Source organism: Nocardia sp. NPDC059180, from assembly GCF_042754945.1.
GTDB lineage: Bacteria > Actinomycetota > Actinomycetes > Mycobacteriales > Mycobacteriaceae > Nocardia.
Genome location: NZ_JBHZBU010000011.1, coordinates 74,355 through 97,668 on the forward strand (window position 1 = coordinate 74,355; position 23,314 = coordinate 97,668).

At 66.2% G+C, this 23,314-nt stretch carries 27 protein-coding genes; 13 read left to right on the forward strand and 14 right to left on the reverse strand.

Annotated elements, in window-relative coordinates; all coding sequences use genetic code 11:
* The first annotated feature begins 66 nt into the window (after positions 1-66).
* The gene (locus ACFXNW_RS27445; RefSeq protein ID WP_379420838.1) at positions 67-1,071 is read left to right on the forward strand and encodes an NADP-dependent oxidoreductase; all 1,005 of its coding nucleotides are present in this window, start codon (positions 67-69) and stop codon (positions 1,069-1,071) included.
* A 16-nt stretch (positions 1,072-1,087) separates the two neighbouring features.
* Entirely contained in the window at positions 1,088-1,234 is a 147-nt protein-coding gene (locus ACFXNW_RS27450) for a hypothetical protein (RefSeq protein ID WP_379420685.1), read from the forward strand.
* Between the two features lie 3 nt (positions 1,235-1,237).
* Here the strand turns inward: ACFXNW_RS27450 and ACFXNW_RS27455 are convergent, their stop codons facing one another.
* A complete protein-coding gene (locus tag ACFXNW_RS27455; protein ID WP_379420686.1) occupies positions 1,238-2,212 on the reverse strand; it encodes a dipeptidase in 975 nt (324 codons plus the stop codon).
* Between the two features lie 107 nt (positions 2,213-2,319).
* Between ACFXNW_RS27455 and ACFXNW_RS27460 the strand changes: the two genes are divergently transcribed.
* The 3 genes from ACFXNW_RS27460 to ACFXNW_RS27470 all read left to right on the forward strand — a co-directional run bounded on the left by ACFXNW_RS27460 (position 2,320) and on the right by ACFXNW_RS27470 (position 5,326).
* A complete protein-coding gene (locus ACFXNW_RS27460) occupies positions 2,320-4,377 on the forward strand; it encodes a prolyl oligopeptidase family protein (RefSeq protein ID WP_379420687.1) in 2,058 nt (685 codons plus the stop codon).
* Between the two features lie 126 nt (positions 4,378-4,503).
* Complete coding sequence (locus tag ACFXNW_RS27465) at positions 4,504-4,971, forward strand: hypothetical protein (RefSeq protein WP_379420688.1); 468 nt, start codon at positions 4,504-4,506, stop codon at positions 4,969-4,971.
* Positions 4,964-5,326, forward strand: a complete 363-nt coding sequence (locus tag ACFXNW_RS27470; protein WP_379420689.1) for a hypothetical protein — start codon at positions 4,964-4,966, stop codon at positions 5,324-5,326. Before ACFXNW_RS27465 ends, ACFXNW_RS27470 begins: the two co-directional genes overlap by 8 nt.
* Positions 5,327-5,356: 30 nt before the next feature.
* Here ACFXNW_RS27470 and ACFXNW_RS27475 read toward each other — a convergent pair whose 3' ends face one another.
* Together ACFXNW_RS27475 and ACFXNW_RS27480 are read right to left on the reverse strand one after the other, a co-directional pair.
* Positions 5,357-5,713 (reverse strand): DUF4288 domain-containing protein, encoded by a 357-nt coding sequence (locus ACFXNW_RS27475; RefSeq protein ID WP_379420690.1) that lies wholly within the window; start codon positions 5,711-5,713, stop codon positions 5,357-5,359.
* Between the two features lie 191 nt (positions 5,714-5,904).
* On the reverse strand, positions 5,905-6,912 hold the full coding sequence (locus tag ACFXNW_RS27480) for an SMP-30/gluconolactonase/LRE family protein (protein WP_379420691.1): 1,008 nt from the start codon (positions 6,910-6,912) through the stop codon (positions 5,905-5,907).
* A 123-nt stretch (positions 6,913-7,035) separates the two neighbouring features.
* Between ACFXNW_RS27480 and ACFXNW_RS27485 the strand changes: the two genes are divergently transcribed.
* Both ACFXNW_RS27485 and ACFXNW_RS27490 read left to right on the forward strand, forming a co-directional pair.
* A complete protein-coding gene (locus ACFXNW_RS27485) occupies positions 7,036-7,491 on the forward strand; it encodes a MarR family winged helix-turn-helix transcriptional regulator (RefSeq protein WP_379420692.1) in 456 nt (151 codons plus the stop codon).
* Positions 7,492-7,495: 4 nt separating this feature from the next.
* Entirely contained in the window at positions 7,496-8,284 is a 789-nt protein-coding gene (locus tag ACFXNW_RS27490) for an HAD-IIA family hydrolase (RefSeq protein ID WP_379420693.1), read from the forward strand.
* 6 nt (positions 8,285-8,290) lie between these two features.
* Here the strand turns inward: ACFXNW_RS27490 and ACFXNW_RS27495 are convergent, their stop codons facing one another.
* Complete coding sequence (locus ACFXNW_RS27495) at positions 8,291-8,977, reverse strand: ZIP family metal transporter (protein WP_379420694.1); 687 nt, start codon at positions 8,975-8,977, stop codon at positions 8,291-8,293.
* 418 nt (positions 8,978-9,395) lie between these two features.
* On the opposite strand from ACFXNW_RS27495, the gene ACFXNW_RS27500 reads away from it, so the two are divergent.
* The 4 genes from ACFXNW_RS27500 (at position 9,396) to ACFXNW_RS27515 (ending at position 13,154) form a co-directional block, all read left to right on the forward strand.
* Positions 9,396-10,001: a TetR/AcrR family transcriptional regulator gene (locus ACFXNW_RS27500; RefSeq protein WP_379420839.1), complete on the forward strand. Its 606-nt coding sequence runs from the start codon at positions 9,396-9,398 to the stop codon at positions 9,999-10,001.
* Between the two features lie 32 nt (positions 10,002-10,033).
* Complete coding sequence (locus ACFXNW_RS27505) at positions 10,034-10,894, forward strand: alpha/beta fold hydrolase (RefSeq protein ID WP_379420695.1); 861 nt, start codon at positions 10,034-10,036, stop codon at positions 10,892-10,894.
* Between the two features lie 828 nt (positions 10,895-11,722).
* The gene (locus tag ACFXNW_RS27510) at positions 11,723-12,865 is read left to right on the forward strand and encodes a helix-turn-helix transcriptional regulator (RefSeq protein ID WP_379420696.1); all 1,143 of its coding nucleotides are present in this window, start codon (positions 11,723-11,725) and stop codon (positions 12,863-12,865) included.
* Positions 12,866-12,920: 55 nt separating this feature from the next.
* Complete coding sequence (locus tag ACFXNW_RS27515) at positions 12,921-13,154, forward strand: hypothetical protein (RefSeq protein ID WP_379420697.1); 234 nt, start codon at positions 12,921-12,923, stop codon at positions 13,152-13,154.
* Between the two features lie 23 nt (positions 13,155-13,177).
* Here ACFXNW_RS27515 and ACFXNW_RS27520 read toward each other — a convergent pair whose 3' ends face one another.
* The 9 genes from ACFXNW_RS27520 to ACFXNW_RS27560 form a co-directional block, all read right to left on the reverse strand.
* Positions 13,178-13,774, reverse strand: a complete 597-nt coding sequence (locus tag ACFXNW_RS27520; RefSeq protein ID WP_379420698.1) for a Uma2 family endonuclease — start codon at positions 13,772-13,774, stop codon at positions 13,178-13,180.
* A 158-nt stretch (positions 13,775-13,932) separates the two neighbouring features.
* Entirely contained in the window at positions 13,933-15,558 is a 1,626-nt protein-coding gene (gene groL, locus ACFXNW_RS27525) for a chaperonin GroEL (protein ID WP_379420699.1), read from the reverse strand.
* A 217-nt stretch (positions 15,559-15,775) separates the two neighbouring features.
* Positions 15,776-16,069 (reverse strand): hypothetical protein, encoded by a 294-nt coding sequence (locus ACFXNW_RS27530; protein WP_379420700.1) that lies wholly within the window; start codon positions 16,067-16,069, stop codon positions 15,776-15,778.
* Between the two features lie 112 nt (positions 16,070-16,181).
* Positions 16,182-16,910, reverse strand: a complete 729-nt coding sequence (locus tag ACFXNW_RS27535; protein ID WP_379420701.1) for a Clp protease N-terminal domain-containing protein — start codon at positions 16,908-16,910, stop codon at positions 16,182-16,184.
* 54 nt (positions 16,911-16,964) lie between these two features.
* Positions 16,965-18,053, reverse strand: a complete 1,089-nt coding sequence (locus ACFXNW_RS27540) for an NAD(P)/FAD-dependent oxidoreductase (protein ID WP_379420702.1) — start codon at positions 18,051-18,053, stop codon at positions 16,965-16,967.
* Between the two features lie 87 nt (positions 18,054-18,140).
* Complete coding sequence (locus ACFXNW_RS27545; RefSeq protein WP_379420703.1) at positions 18,141-19,073, reverse strand: RNA polymerase sigma-70 factor; 933 nt, start codon at positions 19,071-19,073, stop codon at positions 18,141-18,143.
* 42 nt (positions 19,074-19,115) lie between these two features.
* Positions 19,116-20,051, reverse strand: coding sequence for a CDP-alcohol phosphatidyltransferase family protein (locus tag ACFXNW_RS27550; RefSeq protein ID WP_379420704.1), 936 nt, complete (start codon positions 20,049-20,051; stop codon positions 19,116-19,118).
* On the reverse strand, positions 20,048-20,773 hold the full coding sequence (locus tag ACFXNW_RS27555; protein WP_379420705.1) for a phosphatidylserine decarboxylase: 726 nt from the start codon (positions 20,771-20,773) through the stop codon (positions 20,048-20,050). Before ACFXNW_RS27555 ends, ACFXNW_RS27550 begins: the two co-directional genes overlap by 4 nt.
* Positions 20,774-20,928: 155 nt before the next feature.
* Entirely contained in the window at positions 20,929-21,201 is a 273-nt protein-coding gene (locus tag ACFXNW_RS27560; RefSeq protein WP_379420706.1) for a GlsB/YeaQ/YmgE family stress response membrane protein, read from the reverse strand.
* Positions 21,202-21,435: 234 nt separating this feature from the next.
* Between ACFXNW_RS27560 and ACFXNW_RS27565 the strand changes: the two genes are divergently transcribed.
* Entirely contained in the window at positions 21,436-22,467 is a 1,032-nt protein-coding gene (locus ACFXNW_RS27565) for a beta-ketoacyl-ACP synthase III (protein ID WP_379420707.1), read from the forward strand.
* A 33-nt stretch (positions 22,468-22,500) separates the two neighbouring features.
* On the opposite strand, the gene ACFXNW_RS27570 is transcribed toward ACFXNW_RS27565, so the two are convergent.
* Entirely contained in the window at positions 22,501-22,956 is a 456-nt protein-coding gene (locus ACFXNW_RS27570; protein ID WP_379420708.1) for an SRPBCC family protein, read from the reverse strand.
* A gap of 168 nt (positions 22,957-23,124) precedes the next feature.
* On the opposite strand from ACFXNW_RS27570, the gene ACFXNW_RS27575 reads away from it, so the two are divergent.
* The gene (locus tag ACFXNW_RS27575) at positions 23,125-23,301 is read left to right on the forward strand and encodes a hypothetical protein (RefSeq protein WP_163823487.1); all 177 of its coding nucleotides are present in this window, start codon (positions 23,125-23,127) and stop codon (positions 23,299-23,301) included.
* Positions 23,302-23,314: the final 13 nt, after the last annotated feature.

The following is a 23,314-nucleotide window of genomic DNA, read 5'->3' on the forward strand; positions in this document are numbered from 1 at the left end:
GTGCAGATCCACACGCAGCAAGACCAGTCCGCCGCCGCAGGGGTTTCCGCCCAGCAGGGACACGGGGTGCCCACCACGACCCGCGAAATCCGGTTGGCTGCAAGGCCTTCCGGCGCTCCGACCGCCGAGAACTTCGCGCTCGTCACCACCCCGATCCCCGACCTCGTCGACGGCCAGATCCTGGTCCGCAACACCTGGATGTCGGTCGACCCATACATGCGCGGCCGCATGGACGACAAGCCGTCCTACATTCCGCCGTTCCAGCTGGATGAGGCGCTGGAGGGCTCGGCGTTGGGCGAGGTGATCGCCTCCCGCTCGGCCGATATCCCGGTGGGCGCGACCGTCACCCACTTCGCGGGCTGGCGCGAGCACGCGGTGATCGACGCCGCGACCGCGACGGTGATCGATCCAGATCTCGCCGAACCACATCACTACCTGGGCGCCCTCGGGACCACCGGACTCACCGCCTACGCGGTCCTGACCGACGTAGCACCGATCAAGCCGGGTGACACGGTGTTCATCTCCGCGGCGGCCGGTGCGGTCGGCAGCGTCGCCGGACAGATCGCGCGAGCACTCGGCGCGAGCCGGGTCATCGGCTCGGCGGGCGGGCCGGCCAAGACCGAGCTGCTGACGAAGGAGTTCGGCTTCGACGCCGCCATCGACTATCGCGCAGGCGACCTCGCAGGCCAGTTGGCCGAGGCCGCACCCGGTGGCATCGACGTCTACCTCGACAGCGTCGGGGGCGAGCACCTGCGGGTCGCGGTCGAAGCGATGCGCCCACGCGGCCGCGTCGCGCTGGTCGGCGCTATCAGCGGCTACAACGGCGACTCGACCCAGCGGGGCCCGGACCTGTTCCTGGCCGCCACCAAGGAGGTGACGCTGCGCGGAATACTGGTGAACAGCTACTTCCCGATCTTTGGCGAGTACATCGCCAAGGCCGCAGGCTGGCTGGCCGACGGCACGATCCGGACAAAGGAGACCGTCTACAACGGGCTCGACCAGGCACCGGCCGCCTTCCTCGGTGTCCTGGCCGGCGCCAACACCGGGAAGATGCTCGTCAGGCTCGGATGAGGCGGATCCCGGCTGCTTGCTGCTCACTGTCACCGGGCCACTTATCGACTCGCCGGCGACGCCGGTGCGGCTGGCCATCATCCTGCCGATCGTCGTCGCGGCGATGACGTGGATCGTGATGACTTTGCTCACCCGCCGCTGCGCCGAGTGGCCGGCACGCTGAGCTTCAGTCCTGCCAGACCCGCTCGGCGATGCGACGGAAATTGCCGCCGAACACCGCGGCCCGGTCGGAGTCGGTGAAACCACGCGCGGCGAGCACCTCGTCCAGGCCGGCGACCTCCGATATACCGAGCACGTCCTCCGGTGGGGTCCACTGCAGTGGGCCCCACTTGGTGTACGCCTCGGAGAAGGCGCCCGGGTTGGTGCGGAGTTCGTGGTTGAAGTCGTCGGCGTCGAAGGAGTAGTCCGAGCCGATACCGATGTGGTCGATGCCGACCAGTTCGGCGCCGTACACGATGTGATCGGCCATCGCTGCCACCCGCTCGGCACGTTCGTGCTCGCCATTGTGTCCGAGGAAAATGCCGACGCCGTTGATGCCGACGACGCCGCCCGTGTCCGCACAGGCCTTGGCCTGATCGTCGGTGATGTTGCGCGGGTGCGCCCACACAGTGTCGAAGTTGGCGTGGCTGTAGACCATCGGGGTGTCGGTGTGCTCGGCCAGATCGAGTCCGGTCCGGCGGGAACAGTGCGAACCGTCGACGAACACGCCCGCCGCGTTGAGCGCGCGCACCAGATCACGGCCGTAGGAGGTGAGTCCGGTGTCCTCGGTGTCGAGGCAGCCGCTGCCTGCGGCGTTCGCGTGGTTGTAGGTGGGCAGCAGGGAGCGGACGCCGAGATCGCGGAAGCGGGCGACGTTGTCCAGGTCGCCATCGAGCGGGCCTGCGTCCTCCAGGTCGAAGGCGAGTGCGATGGTGTCCGGGTCGCCGATCTCGGAAACCTTCGTGACCAGCCGGAATCGGCCGTCGGCAAGGGCATCGGCACGGAACTTGTGCAGCAGCGCGAAGACGTCGGCACTCGACTGCGGCGAATAGCCGACGTTCACCGACAGGTACGAGCCGAGCGGATACCGCGCCAGCTCGGTGATGTCGGCGGTCGGCAGCAGCGGCAGGCAGCTGTGCTGCTCCCACAGAAACGGCGGCACGGCAACCTCCTGGATCGTTCACCATTCGAGCAGCTCATCCTATGTCTCGAAGCAGGCCGCACCGGGTAGCCGCGTGGCGGTCATCACCACTCGGCAACAATGTGGGGATGAGCGGCGTTGACGAGAGAGTGACCGACCCCTATCTCTGGCTCGAAGAGGTGACCGGCGAAGCCGCCATGGACTTCGCCCGCGCGCACAACGAGGTCGTGGTCGAGCGTTTCGCCTCGACCGACCGGTTCACCGAGCTGCAGCGCCGCATCCTCGACATGCTCGACACCGACACCAAGATCGCCTATCCCGGCCGCCGCGGCAGCTGGCTCTACAACTACTGGCGCGACGCCGAGCATCCGCGCGGGCTGTGGCGGCGCACCACCTTCGCCGAGTACGCCACCGACAACCCGGACTGGGATGTGCTGATCGACCTCGACGCACTCGCCTCCGACGAGGACGAGAACTGGGTGTGGGGTGGTGCGGGTGTGCTGCGTCCGTCGCAGAGCCGCGCGCTCATCTCACTGTCGCGCGGCGGCGCCGACGCCAAGGTGGTGCGCGAATTCGATCTGGAGACCAGGAAGTTCATCGCGCCAGAGGACGGCGGATTCTTCCTCCCCGAGGCGAAGTCGCAGATCAGCTGGATCGATATCGACTCGGTGTATGTCGGCACCGACTTCGGCCCCGATTCGCTCACCGACTCCGGTTACCCGCGCATCGCAAAGCGCTGGCAGCGCGGCACCGCGTTGTCCGAGGCGGCGACGGTATTCGAGGGCGAATCCGGTGACGTCGCCGTGTCGGCAGGCTACGACCGCACTCCGGGTTACGAACGCCACTACCTCGGTCGCGCCACCGACTTCTTCAACGAAGAGGTGTACCTGCTCGAATCCGACGGCACCTGGCGCCATCTGGAGACGCCGTCCGATGCCAGTGAGTCCTGGTACAAGGATTGGCTGCTGATCCGCCTGAAGTCGCCGTGGGCGATCGAGTCGACCACCTATCCTGCCGGTGCGTTGATCGCCATGAATTTCGAGGAGTTCCTCGCCGGTGGGCGCGATTTCGAGGTGATCTTCGAGCCCGACGCGCACACCTCGCTGCACGGCTACGGCTGGACCGAGAACCATCTGCTGCTGGTCACCCTGGAGGACGTGCAGACCAAGCTGTACGTACTCACTCCCGGCGTGGATGGCTGGCGCAAGGAGTCGCTGGCCGACACTCCGCCGATGTCCACCACCGGCGTGATGAACCTCGACCCGCTCGAAGGTGGTGACGAATTCATGCTCACCACAAGCGGATTCATCACACCGACGACACTGCTGGCAAGTTCGGTCGGCGGCTCCACCACCCGGCTCAAGAAGGAACCGGGCTTCTTCGACTCCGACGGCGTCGAGACCGAACAGTTCTTCGCCCGCTCCGATGACGGAACCATGGTGCCGTACTTCGTCATCCGCCACCGCGACCACAAGGACTCCCCTCAACCGACGGTAATGTCCGGCTACGGCGGCTTCGAGGTCTCGCGCACCCCCGCCTACAGCGGCGCCTCCGGCATGGGTTGGCTCGAACGCGGCGGCACCTGGGTGATGACCAATATCCGCGGCGGCGGCGAATACGGCCCCGAATGGCACACCTCGGTCCAGAAAGCCAACCGGCACAAGGTCTACGAGGATTTCTCCTCCATCGCCCGAGACCTCGTCACCCGCGGCATCACCACCCCCGAACAGCTCGGCGCCGTCGGCGGCTCCAACGGCGGCCTACTCATGGGCGTCATGCTCACCCGCTACCCCGAACTGTTCGGCAGCATCGTCTGCCAGGTCCCGCTGCTCGACATGAAGCGCTACCACCTGCTGCTGGCCGGCGCCTCCTGGATGGCCGAATACGGCGACCCGGACAACCCGGAAGAGTGGGAGTTCCTCGGCAAGTACTCCCCCTACCAGAACGTCCGAGCCGACAAGCCTTACCCGCCGATCTTGCTCACCACCTCCACCCGCGACGACAGAGTCCACCCCGGGCACGCCCGGAAAATGGCGGCTTTGCTGGAGGAGCTGGGGCACAAGGTCTGGTACCACGAGAACATCGAAGGCGGACACGGCGGCGCGGCCGACAACAAGCAGTCGGCGTTCCAGGCGGCTTTGATCTACGAGTTCTTCACGCAGACGTTGGTGGAGAAGAACGGGTAAGCACCCGGACACCCAGTCACCGCCCCAAGCGGTGTGGCCATGACACCGCGGTGCACTGCACCTTCGCCTCAGCCCGTCCGCACATCGATTACTGAACTAGTTTCGAACTATTGCTATCATGATGGCATGGCTACCCGGACCTTCCCGTTCTCCACCTTGATCAACAAGCAGACCAGCGTTTTTCCTGCCCTGGACGATGCCGACGTGATCCTGGAGCGGAGGGACGCCGAGAATCTGGTGCTGATGCGGTCCGAACGATTCGACGCAATGGTGAAAGGGCTCGGACTGGCAGCACGGTCACTCGCGATCGTTGCACGAGCAAACCGTGCGCTGGCCGAGGAAGTGTTCGCTGAGGAACTGCCCTGGCTGGTGTGGCTCCCGCCGGAAGCCAGGCCGACATGCACCGCCGAGCTACTGGATCACCTCTTGGCAGGAGCGGAGACAGGGCTACTACTCCCCTTTGCTCGCGCACTACGGGAGTGGCAGTCGACGGCGGAGGTCTATTCAGATCCGGAACTGGCCCGCCGTCTGCGCGGCCCGTTCGACACCGCAGACGCAGCCGAACCCGACCGACCGGGTTCGGCGGATGACTGAGAAACTGGGCCGCGGCGACGAAGCGCGGCGCCCGACGGGCTGGACCGTCCGATTGGTCGATCGACAGGCGGCGGCTGGGTGGAGTGCGCTGCTGAGTCAGGCCCGCGAAAACCTCGATCGGGCATGGGTGGCGATAACCGCGGATCCTCGATCCCGTGACCAGCCGATGCGGCAGCATCCCTTGAAATTCGACCTCGGTCGAGTGGTCGTCGATGGTATCGAGCTGGACCAATGGCAGTACGAAGTCACCGGCGGGGGGCGGATTTGGTATGCGATTGATGATGCGCGGCAAACCATCTGGGTGACGCAAGTAGGCACAGGTCACCCTCGGGCGACGGACAAGCGGAGGCGCTGACAGGACCGCAGGTCGGCTCTCGGCTACGTACTATCCCAACGGATCCTTGCCGCCCAGGAACATTTCGAACGACTTGTAGTCGTCGATGCTCGCGAAGTGCCGCGAATACAGGTCGACGGTCGTACCCGAATCCAACGGCTCGGTAGCCCCGTTCACATCGACTACCGCATACAGCCTGACGAAACTGCCGTCCTCGGACTCGTACTCCTCGATACGAGCGTGACGCTCGGCCAGTTCGCGAGCCTGTTCGAGATCCTCCGCCCACATGAGCACGAAATCCTCGCGATAGTAGACACCGCGCCCACCTACCTTGCCCAGTTCATAGATGATCAACGCAATGTAGGGGTTGCGGATTTCTGACGAGCGAGTGCTCAGCGGATCTGTCACGTCCCGATTGTCCACCCGTGAGTCGGCCCCCGAGTTCAGCCGCGCCTTTTACCGGTCTGCGCACTGTCGAGGTGTGCTCAGAGAGCCTCGGCGCCCGTACGATCCGGGCCGCTGGTCTCCCCTATCAACATGCGCAGGGTGAGCGAATGCTTCTCCGGGGCAACGCTTCGAGTGCCGTCGCTCCGCCACGGTCAGATGCCGGCCACGGACAACACCCGAAACGGAGTGGTAGGGGTTCCGGGACCGAGTGGACCACCCTTGTCGAATTGCGACGCCACCACCAGGGTGCGGTCGCCGATGTGAACCAGTGTGGTTGGGGTGGACAGGGATTCGTCGGTTACGACATCGGTCCGGGTGGCGGTGGCGCCGTTGTCGGTGAGGGTCCAGCGGGTGAGGGTGTTGTCGGTGTTGTGGGCGGCGCGCAGGGTGGTGTCGTGGAGGTCCAGGCCGTCTCCGTGGGAGAGTTCGCCGCCGATCAGGGTGACCTTGCGGATGGGGGCGGTGGCTGCGGTGAGGTCGACGCGGTAGAGGTCGCCGCCGGTGGAGTCGACGACCAGTAGGTAGGTGCCTGCGGCGTCGGCGGTGATGCCGTTGAGGGTGTAAGCCTCGGGGCCGTGCGGTTCGAGGGCCGGCTTCACGTCGTAGGCGGGGGTGAGTTCGCCGCGTCCACCCTGCGCGATCGTGCGGACCAGGTCGTCGGGAGTGACCCGGTAGACCACCGCGCGTTTGCTGTCGGTGAGGTAGGCAGTGCCGTCGGCGGTGATCACGATGTCGTTGACGAACCGCTCGCCCGCGCCGGTGACGTCGAAGTGGGCCAGCAGGCCGCGCGAGGCGATGTCGTACACGGCAACACCGGTCGTCGAGTCGATCACCCAGAGTCGGCCGTTCCGGTCCACTCGCAACCCGTTCGCGGTCTCGCGTCCGTCGGTTCCACTGGGCAGGAACACTTCGGCGCGTTCGGCACCCGCGGTCGCGCGGTAGATCGTCCCGTCGGCGAAGGAACCGACGTAGACGTCTCCGTTGCGCTCGTCCGTCGCGATTCCCTCCGGGTATACCCGATCGCCGGGCAGTTCGAAGGCTGTACCGATCGCCGGGGCCTGATCCGGCCCTTTCGTCTCGTTGCCGCAACCGGCGACGACGAGTCCGGCCGCAGCGGCGAATAGCGCAGCCGACCAGCGGTGAGGCAGAGCGTTGGACATGATCCGAGCCTTTCTTCGAGCCGACCGATGTGCAGTCACATCAGTGAACGGGCACGAATGTAGATTAGAGTTCTAATAACAGTCAAGACTCTAATTAAGCGAAGGGTGGATACGATGCCATGTATGACGCCCATGCCCGCCGCCGAACGCATCGGTTCGTACGTCAAACGCGCCGAACAAGCGCTGAACGCGGCCAAGACCACGGCGCTGAAACCGGCGGGCGTCACCGTGGCGCAGTACGCCGCCCTGCTGCACTTGGATGAGAATCCGGGCATCTCCGCCGCCGCACTGGCTCGGCTGTGTGGGGTGACGCCCCCGACGATGAACACGGTGCTCACCAACCTGGTCGACCGCGGCCTGATCGAACGCACCCCGCATGCCTGGCACAAGAACGTGCTGGAAACCCGGCTGACCGGCGCGGGAGAGGCGGCGATGCACGAGGCCGACGCCCGCGCGATCGCCGTGGAACGCGCCGTCGCGGCGGGATTGACCGAGACCGAACGGCAGACGCTGATCGATCTGCTCACCCGCTGCGCCGAGCTCTTCGACTCGACCCGGTCCGATGCGACCGCCACGTGACGCTATGGCCGATCTCCATCGGGCAGCGGGCGTGCTCTACGACATCGACGGAGTGCTGGTCACCTCCTGGCGAGCGCTTCCCGGCGCGCCCGGGGCGGTGCGTAGCCTCGCCCAGCAAGGCCTGCGCCGCGCTTTCCTGACCAATACCACCTCACGAACCCGCGCCGAGATCGCCGAACGTCTGTGCGCGGCAGGCATCGAAGTAGCTGTCGACGAGATCGCCACCGCAGCCCGGTTGACCGTCGAATACCTGCGCCGCAACCATCCGGACGCCCGCACCTGGGTGCTCAACCACGGGGATATCGACGCCGACCTCACCGATCTGCGCCTGGTGGACTCCGATCCCGAAGTAGTCGTGATCGGCGGCGCCGGCCCCGAATTCACCCATCGCGCCCTGAGTCGAGTGGCCGAGCTGATGCTCGACGGCGTGCCGGTCGTCGCGATGCAGGGCGGCATGAGCTGGGCGACCGACGACGGCCTGCGCATCGACACCGGTGCCTACCTACCCGGCCTCGAGGCAGCCGGAAACGCCCCGATCACGGTCGTCGGCAAACCATCGGCCACCGGTTTCCGCACCTGCGCGGCGACCATGGATCTGACGCCGGAGCAGGTGGTGATGGTCGGCGACGACTTGCATTCCGACGTGCTGGCTGCCCAGGCTGTCGGCATGACCGGAGTCCTGGTGCGCACCGGTAAGTTCCGCGCCGGTGTGCTGGAATCGTCGGCACGGCAACCGGATCACGTCATCGACTCGGTTGCGGACCTGCCGGGCTTGCTGAGGTTTGCGGTGTAGGTCCCGTTACCCGAGTACGAAGGCGACGAGAAACCCGGCCGCAGTGGCGATCCCGACCCACCACCCACCTTCCCGATATGCCTCGGGCATCAGCGAATCGGCGAGCACCGCGATCGTCGCACCACCCGCGAAAGCCTGGACGGTGCTGATCTGAGTATCGGAAAGATTGTCCGACAGGGCATTCCCCAGCACGGTCACCACGACGAGCACGACGCCGGTGATACTCCACAACGCCAGTGCCCGTCCGGACGCAAACCCGTGCCGGTCCCGCATGAGCGCCGAACCCCCGATGGCCTCGGGCACATTGCCCACCGCCACCGCGACCAACAGGACCACCCCGCCGCCCGCGGACAGCGAAACGCCGAGCGCCGTGTTCTCCGGGATCCCGTCCAGCACCGTTCCGAGCATCAACGCCCAACCGATCGCGGTGGGCCCGAGGCGCTGCTCGATGAACCGGTTCGCGACCACGTACACCGTGGCTCCGGCAAAAAGCGCGGTGCCTGCGATCCACACCCCGGCCTGGACGAAGGCGGGTTCGAACAACTCGTTGGTCACCGCGGCGATCATGGTGCCCGCACCGAAGGCCATGAGTGAGGCGAGCAATGGCTTCGGCAGCGACCAGCGCAGGCCGATGAAGGCGCCGAGTACCAGCGGTACTGCCGTGCCCAGCCCGTAGAGCAGTGCGGTCCCCATTCGGTCACGTTAGGTCAGCGTTCGGGGCCTTCCGAGTTTCCGCGCCGAAACCCTGGAAATAATTCTAGAAATTCCCTTCAAAATCACCCGGCGATGCGGAGCCGTAGGTATCGTCCGATTCGGCAAACAGCCAGTGACACTGGCCAGGTAATCCACGATCGGAGTTCGTGTTTGACAGGTGTTCCATCCGACGTGCTCGGACAGTCGCTCGCGTGCCGCCGGCGATGGGGAAGGCTGGTGTATGTCGAACATTTCGCCTGCCCCGGCGCCATGAGCGAATAACGAGCCGACGCAGACTTGCCAACTCGGCCGACGCGCGGTCGGCCGCCAGTTGCGGCGAAGGGCCCGATCCATGACGAGGGGATCGGGCCCTTCGGTATTGTCTGCCCCAATGTCACAGGATGCGAATACGGGACGAATGTATGCCGGGCAACCCGTAGAGGACCGGCAACGCCAGCGGCGTGCGCGTTTTCTCGAATCCGGTCTGACCGTATTCGCGCGCGACGGTTACGCGAACAGCTCGGTGGGCGCTATTTGCAAGGATGCGGGTTTGTCCTCCCGTCAGTTCTACGAGGAGTTCACCGGCCGCGAATCCTTGCTCATAGAGCTGTACGAGCAGATACATCGAGATTCGCGCGCCGCGGTGGAGGCAGCGCTGGCGGAGCGATCCGAGGCCACCGCGGTGGAGAGCATCGACGCCGCCGTCCGCGCGTACGTGGAATCCATCGGCACCGACCCACGCAAGGCCAGAGTGGCACTGGTCGAGGTGGTCGGCGCCGGACCCAAGGTGGAGAAGTTCCGGCTGGAACTGCGCCGCATGTGGGGTTCGCTGCTCGCCGGTGCGGCCGAGGACGCCGCCATGCACGGCGAGATCCCGCCCGGCGACTACGAGATGCGGATGCTGGCCATCATCGGCGCGGTCAACTATGTGGTCGACGAATGGAGCGGCTCGGATCCGCGCCGTCCGCTCGACGACGTGATCCGGGTGCTCAGCCGGGTGATCATGGGTGCGGTCGGAGCGTGATCGAAGACCCCTGCTCCGCGTAGCCTTGGCGCGTGGAGACCGTACCGATCCAGATGCTCGATGGCAGCACCCTCCCGGTGCGGCTGCTCTCGGCCACGGGTGCGCATCGTCATCCCGTGACGCCGGATCTGCCGCGCCCGGTCGTGGTGATGGTGCCGGGGCTCGGCGTCCCGGGCGAGTACTACAGCTACTTCGCCCGGCTACTGTCCGAACGCGGCTTCGACGTGGCGATCGCCGAGCTACGCGGTAACGGCGACAGCACTCCCGCGCCGGACTCGTCGAGCACCTACGGCTACCACGAGCTGGTGTCGGTGGACTTCCCGGCGATGTTCGAGGTCGTGCGAGACCGCTTTCCGGACAGCACGCCCTATCTGCTCGGCCACAGCATGGGCGGCCAGCTCGGCGTCATGTACGCCGCACGCATCCGCGGACGCCTCGGCGGACTCATCCTGATCGCGTCCGGGACGCCGTACTACCGCGGCTACCGCGGACTGTCCAGCCCTGGCATGCTGGTCGGCACCGCCGCCGTCTCCCTGACGGCGAACCTGGCCGGCTTCTGGCCCGGCGACCGCTTGGGCCCCGCCGGTTACGGCCGCCAGTCCAAGGTCCTCATCTCCGATTGGGCCCGCCTGGCCCGCACCGGCCGCTTCGTCCCGGTCGGCGCTGACATCGACTACGAAGAACGCATCGCCCGCCTGAAGCTCCCCGTCCTGTCCATCACCATGACCGGCGACGACCTCACCCCCGAATCCTCGGCCCGCCACCTCCTGGAAAAGCTCCCCAACGCCGACATCACCACCTGGCGGGAAACCCGGCCGCTTGGGCACAACGGGTGGATCCAGGATCCGAACTCGACCATCGATCGGATCGAGAAGTGGTTGCGGGATCGGTGATTCAGCCAGCGGCGGCGGCGTTCGTCGGTCTGATGCCCACGCGGCACCCGCCTGGGTGATCCGCTTGGCGTCAGCGCCCCGACTCGGTCCCGTCAATCAGTGACGTGATATTCCCCGCCAGTGCCTCATGCCTGAGCCACGACTGCTCGAGGGTTCATCCGCTGCCCACCACAACGGACCAGCGCGCGAACGACAAGCGCGGCCATACTGTTTCCACATCACCCAATCCCATGAGTGCGTGCAAGGTCAGTGGGTCCAGGTGGACGGGTGCCGGCGTGATCAACGCGTCGACATCAGCGGCGCGCATCTGATCAACGGGGGTGAGTATCGAACTCGGATCCGACCAGATCAGGCGGTAGCCGAGCCTCGTTCGCGATTGCTCGGCCGCGCTGCGTTACCGACCAGCGGATTCCGTTGGGAGCGCCCAAGATGAGCCCGCGCTTCTCCAGCCGGACTATCGCCCATCGGGTGCGGCATCGGCTGAGTTTCGATTGTCTTGCGATCTGATCCGCAGTCAGCATCCCGCCCGCTAGAAGCACACTCAACACTGCCAGTTCGGCTGTGGTTGGTCCGAAACGCATCGAAACTCCTTGTCGGTCCGTACTGATGTCGGCAGAGCGTGTGAAAGCTCGGCGAAAGACGTGATCGCGACGGCGCCGGGCGTACATCTACGTTCGCCGTCGAACCAGGTGTCGCACGAGTGGTAGGCGGGTGGCATCGGATCGTCGCAGCTCGCCCTGTGACCAGGACGAATACCACTAGTGGCAGAGGGGTGGCATTCGGTGCACAACGATGCGCGGTGCGGGCATCGGTGGCAGGGTTGATGCCATGTCAGCGGACACGGGTCGACTGATCAGGCAGCTTCGTGCCGCCAAGGGGTGGAGTCAGGGCAGGCTCGCGGGCGAGTTGTCCAGATCATCGGGGTGCAACATGACCCGTGAATACATCTCGCGGCATTGGGAATCCGGCAAGACCGAGCCGTCGCCGTTCTGGCTGCGGCACCTCGCGGCGGTGTTGGATTGCCCGTTAGAACTATTGGAGACCGATGTGAATCGTCGCGAGTTCCTATCCCACCTGGCCGCGACGTCGATCGCGCCGGTCGTGGCGTCCGATCTGCTGTCCCAAGGGTTTTCCACGCGCCCGCATGACAGCGGTCCCAGTGTGGACGAGTGGGAAGAGACGTTGGTGCGGTATGGATCCGACTACATGAGTCAGGGGGCCGCGCAGATTCAGCAGCGGCTGGCCGCAGACCTGGTGGTTCTGCAACAGCAGCTGGACTCCCCGCGAATGTGGGCGGTTGCGGCTCGGCTGATGACACTGTTCGCCAAGACCTATCCGGGCAGCGATGGCAGGAAGGCGATTTCGTGGTATCGGATGGCGGCCGAGGCGGCCGATCGATCCGATGACGGCGATATCCGTATCTGGGTGCGTGGGCGAGCCGCGATCGCGCTCGGATATGAAGGGGCATCGCTTCCCGTTGCCCACATGTTCGCGGATCAGGCGCTTGCCATCTCCGGACAGCACAGCCTGGGCAGGCTCAATTCGATCTGGGGGAAAGCGCACGCGGCGGCGATTCAGGGTGATCTTGCTACGGCGGGCGATCTGATCGTTGCGGGGCGACGCGAGTTCGACGTGTCGTACTCGGAGGAGCAGACCTCGGACTACGCGGTGCCGTGGTGGCGAGTGAATGTCTTCCTGTCTCTGCTCGCCGCACGCCTCGGCGACGAGAAGCTTGCCCTAGAAGCGCAGGAGAACGCCCGCGCGGAGCTGCCATCACAATTGCCACGATTCGCCACCCACCTCGATATGCACCGCGGCCTGATGCTGGTACGTGCGGGAGACCGAGACGAGGGCATACGCCTCGCCCGCACCGCGCTCGAAGCCTTACCTCCAGAGAAGCATTCGCTCACTTTGCGCATGCTCATGGCGGAGATCAGCGGACCGGATCGTGCGGGCGCCGAAGCTCACTGAGCGCACTCGACGCCGTCTATCCTTCGTCGCAGCTGGTGTCATTACGATCGCGCATATGACGTCCGCGCGCGACTACCAGGAGCTACACCACCTCGTAGACCGGCTTACACCCGCCCAGGCTCGGCGTCTCCGGCTAATCGTTTCGGAGGATCCCGCGCTGTCCACAGCCATTGCGGCCCCACGCGACGACGAGGCCGTGCCTGATGCACTGATCGCCCTGTCCGGCATTTGGGATTCCGGTGAGGCCGACACTGCCGGGCGGCACGACCAGATCAAATACAGATCGTGACGTTGCGGCCGTGCACCCACTGCTCAAGCGTCGAGCTCGGTGAAAGGAATCTTCACCGGGAATGGCTCACTCAGGACGAGCACATCCTGGTGCGGTTCGGCGCGCCGGTAGGCTCCGCTCGCCCAGTCCAACCGGTACTCCTGGATGATTTTGATCCGCAAGTCGTCGTCGAAATGCACGACCAGGTAGACCGGGATGCCTTCGGCCGCGTACTCGGCGCGCTTGTCGACCGTATCGACATACTCGGAACCGGGCGAGACCACCTCGACTACCAGTAGCAGGTTCTCGGACGAGAGTTTCTCGTCCCGTGGAATACACCGGTGGACGACAACATCGGGCCTGCGGAAGGAGAAGCCGGGGGTCTTCGGCCGGGTCCGTTGGTAGTGCATCTCGAAGTCTGTGACTACACGGATGCACGGCTCACTCGGGCGCGCGGCATCGAATCCATTCGCCAGACGACGCGCGACGATGTTGTGCTCCGCGCTCCCGCTCTGGCAGAAGATCACGTGGCCATCGACTACTTCGATCTGCCTCTGCACCTCGTCGGGAAGCGCGTCGTAACCATCCTCGGTGATAAGCAGCATCTCGGGGTCGGTCACCCAGGCGGGCAGCGTGCTCATGGCAGACCTCATTCTCCAGGGGTGCGAAGGCGCCATCTTATGTCGACAGTGTTTGCATGGCGGACGTCTGCGGCGGTCGATGCAGCACAACGCCGAAGGCCGGCCCACCAACTGGTGGACCGGCCTTCGGATTCAGATGTACTACCAGGAGGCAGGACTCAGAAGTCCATGCCGCCCATGCCGCCGGTCGGGTCGGCGGGAGCGGCCGAGGCCTTCTCCGGCTTGTCGGCGACGACGGCCTCGGTGGTCAGGAACAGGGCCGCGATGGAGGCCGCGTTCTGCAGGGCCGAGCGGGTGACCTTGACCGGGTCGGCAACGCCGGCGGCCAGCAGGTCCTCGTACTCGCCGGAGTCGGCGTTCAGGCCGGAACCCGCGGGCAGGTTCGAGACCTTCTCGGCGACCACGCCGGGCTCGAGGCCGGCGTTGAAGGCGATCTGCTTCAGCGGAGCCGACAGCGCGACGCGCACGATGTTCGCGCCGGTCGCCTCGTCACCGGTGAGCTTCAGCTCGTCCAGCGCCGGAGCCGACTGCAGCAGGGCCACGCCACCACCGGCGACGATGCCCTCTTCGACGGCAGCCTTCGCATTGCGGACGGCGTCCTCGATGCGGTGCTTGCGCTCCTTGAGCTCGACCTCGGTCGCGGCACCGGCCTTGATGACCGCAACACCGCCGGCCAGCTTGGCCAGGCGCTCCTGCAGCTTCTCGCGGTCGTAGTCCGAATCCGAGTTCTCGATCTCGGTGCGGATCTGCGCAACGCGGCCCTTGATGGCCTCCGCGTCGCCTGCGCCCTCGACGATGGTGGTCTCGTCCTTGGTGACGACGACCTTGCGCGCGGTGCCGAGCAGCTCGATACCGGCGGTCTCCAGGTTCAGGCCGACCTCTTCGCTGATGACCTCGCCACCGGTGAGGATGGCGATATCGGCGAGCTGAGCCTTGCGGCGGTCACCGAAGCCAGGCGCCTTGACGGCGACGGACTTGAAGGTGCCACGGATCTTGTTCACGACCAGGGTCGACAGGGCCTCGCCCTCGACGTCCTCGGCGATGATCAGCAGCGGCTTACCGGCCTGGATGACCTTCTCCAGCAGCGGCAGCAGGTCCTTGACGGTCGAGACCTTCGAGCCGACCAGCAGCAGGTACGGGTCCTCGAGGACCGCTTCCTGACGCTCGGGGTCGGTGACGAAGTAGCCCGAGATGTAGCCCTTGTCGAAGCGCATACCCTCGGTCAGCTCCAGCTGGAGGCCGAAAGTGTTGCTCTCCTCGACGGTGATGACGCCTTCCTTGCCGACCTTGTCCATGGCCTCGGCGATGAGCTCACCGATGGACGCGTCGCCCGCCGAGATACCGGCGGTGGCAGCGATCTGCTCCTTGGTCTCGACCTCCTTGGCGGTGTCGAGCAGCTTGGCGGTGACGGCCTCGACGGCCTTCTCGATGCCGCGCTTCAGACCCAGCGGGTTCGCGCCGGCCGCGACATTGCGCAGGCCCTCGCGCACCAGCGCCTGGGCGAGCACGGTGGCGGTGGTGGTGCCGTCGCCCGCGACGTCGTCGGTCTTCTTGGCGACTTCCTTGACCAGCTCGGCGCCGATCTTCTCGTACGGGTCCTCCAGCTCGATCTCCTTGGCGATGGAAACACCATCGTTGGTGATCGTGGGGGCGCCCCACTTCTTCTCCAGCACGACGTTGCGACCCTTCGGGCCCAGCGTCACCTTGACCGCGTCGGCGAGGCTGTTGAGGCCCCGCTCGAGGCCGCGACGGGCCTCTTCGTCGTACGCAATTGTCTTGGCCATTGCGGTGAGATCCTCCAAGTAATGAGGCTGACACACAGGATGACCGCATTGTCGGGCCACCCTATTTACGCTGGCCAGGCTCGGTGCCCGCGACGGACGACCAGGGGTGTCTCGGATACCCGATCTCACCGTCCCGACCTGGCACTCACGGGTAGAGAGTGCCAAAGCCCTTTTTAGCACTCGAGGATGACGAGTGCAAGGTAGATCCGGGCAAGCCCTACATCCGATCGGTGACGCGCAGCGCCAGCGCGAGGAACGCATCGGCGCGCCGCTCCTCCGGCGACCGCGGCTCACCATCGTCGACGGTGACCAGCTCGGCGTCGTTGATCAGCAGTTCGGCCTCGACCCGCATGATCGCCCGGATGAACGGCGGCGCCACCTCGGGCGGCAAGTCGCCGTTGACGATGTAGCTGCCGTCGTCGAGCGATTCGGTCGCGACATAGGACAGCGCGCGCAACAGATCGTCGCGCCGTTCCCCTGCGATCAGGTCGGAGTCGGTGTCATCCGCCATTGCTATAGGTTACCGGCAGTACTGCCGAGGGTGCCGGACCTGGCGGGCAGGGACCCCCTTCGGCGAGCTTCCGCATTCGTTCTTTCACCGACACCCCCTGCCCGCGATACCGTTATTCCGACTCGGACCGGCCGGCGACGATTCCCGCCAGCAGCTCCCCGAGGTGGGTTTCGGCGGCAACCTTGTCCGCCCCGAGGCCGGACAGCAGCCCGGACCCGTTCTCCTGTTCGAGCAGGGCCAGCAAGATGTGCTCGGTGCCGATGTAGTTGTGCCCGAGCCGCAACGCCTCGCGATAGGTCAGCTCCAGCACCTTCTTGGCGTCGGCGTCGAACGGAACCAGCGCGGGCATCTCATCCGAAGCAGCGGGCAGCGCGGCGGCAGCAGCGTCGCGCACCGACTCCATGGTCAGCCCCTGCGAAAGCAATTCCCGCATGGCCAGACCCTCGGGCTCGGAGAGCAGCGCGAGCACCAGGTGCGGTGTTCCGATCTGCGGGGTGCCTGCGGCACGGGCCGCCTCCTGCGCCGCGACCACCACGTTGCGGGCCCGGGGGGTGAAGCGAGCGAAACCGTCATTCGGGTTCATAGCCGCCGCATCGCCTGGCGCCTTGGGCACGAACCGCTTCTGCGCGGCCTGCTTGCTGACGCCCATGCTGACGCCGATATCGGTCCACGAGGCGCCGGAGCGGCGAGCTTGGTCGACGAAGTGGCCGATGAGATGGTCAGCCACCTCGCCGAGATGACCGGCGGCGACCATCGCATCGGCCAATTGGTCGAGGACATTGTCGGGACGGGCCTTTTTGATGCCTTCGATGAGGTCGTCGAGTTTGAGCGAAGAAGTCATGCGTCAACCATAGGTTGACGATCCCATAATCGTCAACCGCTAGTTGACGCGACTTTACTTCGCTCCCGCCCCCGCCGCGGCGAAGCGAACGATCGCCTCCTTGAACCGAGACGCCGTCCGCCCTGTCAGTACCGTCCGTCCCGGGGTGTCATCGGCATGCAAGAACTGAATGACGCCGTCGCTGCGGCCCAGGCTCAGGCACTGGAAGTGATACCGGAACTTCAGCTCGCCCGGCTCCCGGCCGCGCAGCCGCGCGGTGATCACCTCCGCGACATAAGTCCCCGTCGGCAGCGCGGTCGCGCACGCCATCCGCAGCTCGCGGTCGCCGGGCCCGGCGACGACGGCACTGTCGCCTGCGGCGTACACGTTCGGATGCGACAGCGAACGCAGTGACGCGTCGGTATGCATCCGGCCGTGCGCATCCACCGCAAGCCCCGCCCGCGCCGCCAATTGCGGCACAGCGAAACCGGCGGTCCACACGGTCGCGGCAGAGTCGATCGAGGTGCCGTCGGCCAGGCGCACCGTGTCTGCGGTCACCTCGATGACCTTCGAGTCGGTGTGGATGCGCACTCCCAATCGCTCCAGGACGCGCCGAATGTGCGCCTGGGCCCGCGGCGAAAGCCATGCCCCAGGCTCCTCGGTGCTGATCAGCACTACCCTTGTGCCGCTGCGGGATTCGGCGAGTTCGGCCGCAACCTCGATTCCGGTCGATCCAGCGCCGACCACGACGATCGGGCCGTCGGCGGGTACCCGGGCCACCGATTCCGGCGTCGCTACCGAGTAGGCATGCTCGGCCACGCCCGGCACGCCTGCGTCATCGGCAATGCTGCCCAGTGCGTAGACGAGCGTGTCGTAGGCGAGTGGTTCACGACCGTCGAACCGCAGCAGCGAACGGTCCGCATCGATCTCGCTCACCCGACCGTGCACGAACCGGATCCGCTTGGGTTCCAGCAGTTCTCGCAAATCCCATGCGCGGGTCTGCTGTCCGGCGAAGCGCTGGTGCAGCCGCACTCGTTCGACGAAATGGGTACGTGCGTCGACCACGGTGACGGTGGCATCCGGCGCCTTCCTCGCGAACCGTCGCGCGGCGGCCAGTCCCGCGTATCCGGCGCCGAGGACGACGATTCGATGCTGTGCGCTCATGGTGGGACTCCTCCAGTGCTGGGGATGGTGACACCTTTCAGACCAGATGCCCCGCCGATCCCTGACAGCTCTGCGCTATGAGCCCGGTCACAGGGCGGTACCGAATTCGCCTGAACCGGAGGGCCTGCGTGGTGACGCTCCGGCGGTGGCGCGGCCGAAATGGGCGAGCTTGCCGGGCGCCACCACCAGACGCAGTGCGGTCACCACGGTGCCGTCGGTGTCGGCCGTGCACACCGCCATGGGCGCACCGTCCGACCAGGCGCACACCGCGGGCGACCCATTGACCTCGACGAGCTCGATGGTGACGTCGGGAGTCACCCAGCTGAACAGCTTGGTCAGGTAGAGCGCCACCTTCGAAACGCCGACCACCGGGCGACGCGCCACACCCGCCATACCAGCACCATCGGCGACCGAGACCACATCGGCGGCGAGCATCTGCTCCAATGCGGCGATATCACCGTCACGGGCGGCGGCGAAGAACCGCTCCATCAGCGCGCGCGCGTGTTCTGCGGGAATATCGAAGCGCGCCTTGCCGTCTCGCACTCGACGACCTGCCCGGTGAAAGACCTGCTGGGAATTGGCCTCGGACAGCTCCAGCATTGTGGCGATTTCACGATGTGTGTAGCCGAACGCCTCACGCAGCACGAACACCGCACGCTCGACGGGCGAGAGCCGTTCCAGCGCGGTGAGCAGCGCCATCGAGACGAGCTCACGCTCCTGCGCCGATTCCAGTGGGCCGAGTTCACCCGCACCGGTCGGCATCGGCTCGGGCAGCCATGGGCCGAGGTAGGTCTCCCTGCGTGCGCGCGCCGAATCCAGCCAGCTGCGGCACAGATTGACCACCACGGTCGTCAACCAGGCCTGCGCCGAACGGATCTCGGTGCGATCGGCACCATCCCAGCGCAGGTAGGTCTCCTGCACCGCATCCTCGGCCTCGGTCGCCGAGCCGAGCATGCGGTAGGCGAGGGAGAACAGGCGTGACCGCTCGGCCTCGAAGTCAGCCAGACCTTGCGCGTCCACTACGCCACCTCCCGCGCCATCAGCGGCGACGACACCGAGCGCTCAGGTCTCGACGCCGTCCTGTTTCCGGGATTCGACGCCGTTCTGTTCCCGCTTCCCTCCCGGACGACGCAGCCGTAGCCGCGACGATCCGCGCATCGCGGGACGCCGGATCGCCGGACGCCTGATCGCCGGACGACGCCGCGCCGCACGCCGCTGGGCGCGCCGCTCAGCGGGCTTGTGCTCCCAGGTCTCGGGCCGGGCCGCGACCCAGCGCTGCGAGTACCAGGCGAACGGAATATGGCCCAGATACAGCACGATCAGCACCAGCAACAGCACGATCGGGTAGGTGACCAACGCGGCCGCGGCCGCGGCAACGAGGACCAGCAGACCGGCCGCGGCCTGCGGCGCCACCGACACCGACTTCATGGCCAGCGTCGGGATGGTGCTCACCGCCAGCAAGGCCGAGAAGACGGCCCATGCGGAAACGGCGCCGAAGCCGACCCACCAGCCGTCACCGAATTGCACATACAGCGCGATCGGGGCGAGGGCGATGAGCGCGGCGGCCGGTGCGGGTACGCCGACGAAATACTCACGCGCCCAATCGGGCCGGGTGTCGTCGTCCATCAGGGTGTTGAACCGGGCCAGCCGCAACACGATGCTGACCGCGAACAGCAGGGCGATGATCCAGCCGGTGCTGTTGTCGCTCAGCAAACCGATATAGAGCACGAGCGCGGGCGCGACACCGAAGGAGATGGCATCCGACAGCGAGTCCAGCTCCGCACCGATCTTGGTGGTGGCCGCAAGCATTCGCGCCAGGCGCCCGTCGAGGGTGTCGAACACCGCGGCCGCGCCGATCATGGCGAGCGAGGTCGCGAATTCGCCGTCGAGGGCGAATTTCACTGCGGACAGTCCGGAGCACAGCGCCATGATGGTCACCATGCTCGGCAGCAACCGGATCGACCGGCGCCGCCGTCCGGCGGTGTCCTGCTCCATCATGACCCGGCGGTCGGCAATACGGCCAGGACGGTCTCGGCGCCGATGGTGCGCTGACCGACCTCGACGAGCAGTTCGGTGCCCGCCGGGAAGTAGGTGTCCACCCGCGAGCCGAAGCGGATCAAGCCGTAGGTGTCGCCGATGGTGAGCACATCACCGGGCTTCGCGTCGCAGACGATGCGGCGGGCCAGTAGTCCGGCGATCTGCACGACCACGATCTGGGCACCCGAGGGCGTGTCGATGACCATGCTGTTGCGCTCGTTCACCGAGCTGGCCTCGGGCAGATCGGCGGAACGGAACTGACCCGCCTGATGCTGCACCTCGCGCACGGTCCCGGAGACGGGGACGCGCTGCACGTGCACATCGAGCACGGACAGGAAGATGCTCACCCGAGGCAGCGGCTGATCGCCGAGGCCGAGTTCGGCGGGCGGCACCGCGGTGTCGACAAGGGCGATCTCACCGTCGGCGGGCGCGACGACGGCACCGGCGCGGTTCGGCGGCACCCGGTGCGGATGCCGGAAGAACGTCGCGCAGGCCGCCGCGGCCGCGAGCCCGCCGCGGCGCACCCAGCGCCGCTTGCCGCCGAGAACAGCGACGGCCAGCGGCGCCGCGACGAAGGGCAAACCGGCAGGGTGCAGCGGTGGGATCGCGTTGCGCACCAGATCGGCGACATGGCCGAGGCCGGTGCGTTCAGGCGTGCCGGGCGGGGTGGGACGGCGTGCCACAGGCTCCTCTTTCGTGCTAGGTGCAAGACGAACGCGCCGTTCGAGGCCCGTCACTGCGACGGTCTCGCGGCCCGTCGACGGATGACAACTTCTCGTCGAACGGGTTCGGCGCAAGCGTTCACACCTTACGGGAACAGAGCCCGTGGCACCCGGTGTCAGTGAGCCGAACGTCGCCCGGTGAACAGTTTGACCAGGTAGAGCAGGATGCAGGCGCCGGCGAGGCAGGTGAAGAAGCTGAAGAACCAGCCCGCGCTCTCGACATCAACGCCAACCAGCCACAGCACGAAACCGCCGAGCAGGCCACCGACGATGCCGACCACGATATTGAGCAGAATGCCCTGTTGAGCATCGGTTTTCATGATCTTGCTCGCGATCCAGCCCGCGAGCCCCCCGATGATGATCCACGCGACGATCCCGATTCCGAGCATGGCGTCCTCGAATCATTGTTGGGCACGCCGCCGGTCGCGGCGTGTGCCAGGGATATACCCGGGTCATTGTGAGAATACGCACTCCGGTGTACCCCCGGTAGCGCTAATATGAGGGAGCCTCATGTCTACGGATTGCGTAGTACCAGCTGATGCGTAGCTATCGACCAGTGAGGATCCACATCGATATTCGGGGACAGCCCGGCGGCTGTGCCGCAGGTACATAGGAGACGCACCATGGCTGCTCGATTCGCCCAGACCACTGGCGCAGAGCACACGGCGATCCTCGGGCTCGGCGTTTATCGCCCGGCACGGGTGGTCACGAACGACGAGGTAGCGGGCCCGATCGACTCGAGCGACGAATGGATCCGGACCAGGTCCGGCATTCGTACCCGGCGCTTCGCCGATGATTCCGAAACCATCATGAGCATGAGCGTCGCGGCCTCGCGCGGCGCGTTGGAGTCGGCAGGCGTCGATGCCGACCAGGTCGATTGCGTCATCGTTGCCACCTCGACCCATCTGCTCCTCACTCCGGCCGCGGCACCGCAGATCGCCACCGAGCTCGGCATGAACGGCGCGGCCGCCTTCGATATCTCCGCCGGTTGCGCCGGCTTCTGTCATGCGCTCGCGCTCGCCTCGGATCTGGTGCGGGCGGGCACCTCCAACCACGTGCTGGTCGTCGGTGTGGAGAAGCTGACCAACACGATCAATCCCACCGACCGTTCCACCGCGTTCCTGTTCGCCGACGGCGCGGGTGCGGTCGTCGTCGGCCCCTCCGACGAGCAGGGCATCGGCCCAACGGTGTGGGGCTCGGACGGCACCCAGCATCACGCCATCCGCCAGGACAAGGACTGGATGGAGTTCTTCGCCGAGATCGACGAGAAGGGCCTTGACGCCGTCCGGCCCTATATGGCGATGGAGGGCACGGCGGTGTTCCGCTGGGCGGCGCATTCGCTGGAGAAGGTGTGCCGCGAGGCGATCGATCGCGCGGGCCTGTCCACCGACGATCTCGACGCGATGATCCCGCATCAGGCCAACGGCCGGATCATCGAGATCATGGCCAGGGTGCTCAAGCTCCCCGAGGAGTGCGCGCTGGCCAACGATATCGAGGAGACCGGTAATACCTCGGCCGCCTCGATCCCGTTGGCGATGGAGCAACTGCTGCGGTCCGGCCAATCGAAGCCGGGCGATACCGCCCTGCTCATCGCGTTCGGTGCGGGCCTGTCCTGGGCCGCGCAGGTGGTGGCGCTGCCGAACTGGCAGTCGTGACCGACCCGGCTCAGGCGACGAGGCGGGTGCGGTTTACGCGCCCGCCTCGACGGTCGTCTTGATCTTGCCGAGGGTCTCGTTCATGCCGTTCAGCAGCGCGTCCTCGAAGACCTGCTCGCCACCGAGCATTCCGTTGATGGCCTTGCGCACGATCCAGGTGACGCCGTTGGGCACGTCACGGCGCTCGATCAGCCGGGTGCCCGCCTCGGTGGGCTCCAGGGTGTAGCTCCAGACGGTGGAGTTCTCGTTCATCCGGAAGGCGAAGGCCTGGTTCGGTTCGAAGCGGACGATGCGCGAGGTCGTCGGCCAGCGCTTCCACCCGTCTTTGTTGAAATTGAGCGTCCAGGTGCCCGCCTTCGGGGTGCCGAGCGGCATCATCCGGATGCACTGCGGGCTGAACTCCGGCATTCGCTCGAGGTCGGAGACGACCGCCCAGACCTGCTCCGGGGGTGCGGCGATATCGATGGCGGCTTCGAGATTCTTCGGCAAGACTGCCTCCGGTTATATGAGACTGTGAGTTACGCACATCATAATCGGGAAGAGGACCAGGTCACATTTTCGCATGTCTGGGGCCCTGGATGTAACGACCGGCGCACAATGGGGATAGACGAGAGACACAGCCACCAGCGAACCGCCCGCAACGTGAGGTGATCGGCCGTGAACCTGCGCTCCCTGCTTCATCGTCATCCGCCGCAGTCGACCCGTGCGGCGACCCGCCTTCCGCAACTGCCCCTGATCGAACCCGAAGGCGAATCGACCCCGCGTGTCGAGGAGCGCCTCGAAAGACTGCTCACCCCAACCGAACTCGATCTGGTCCTGCATCACCGCGTGTGAGCGGCCGGTCCGC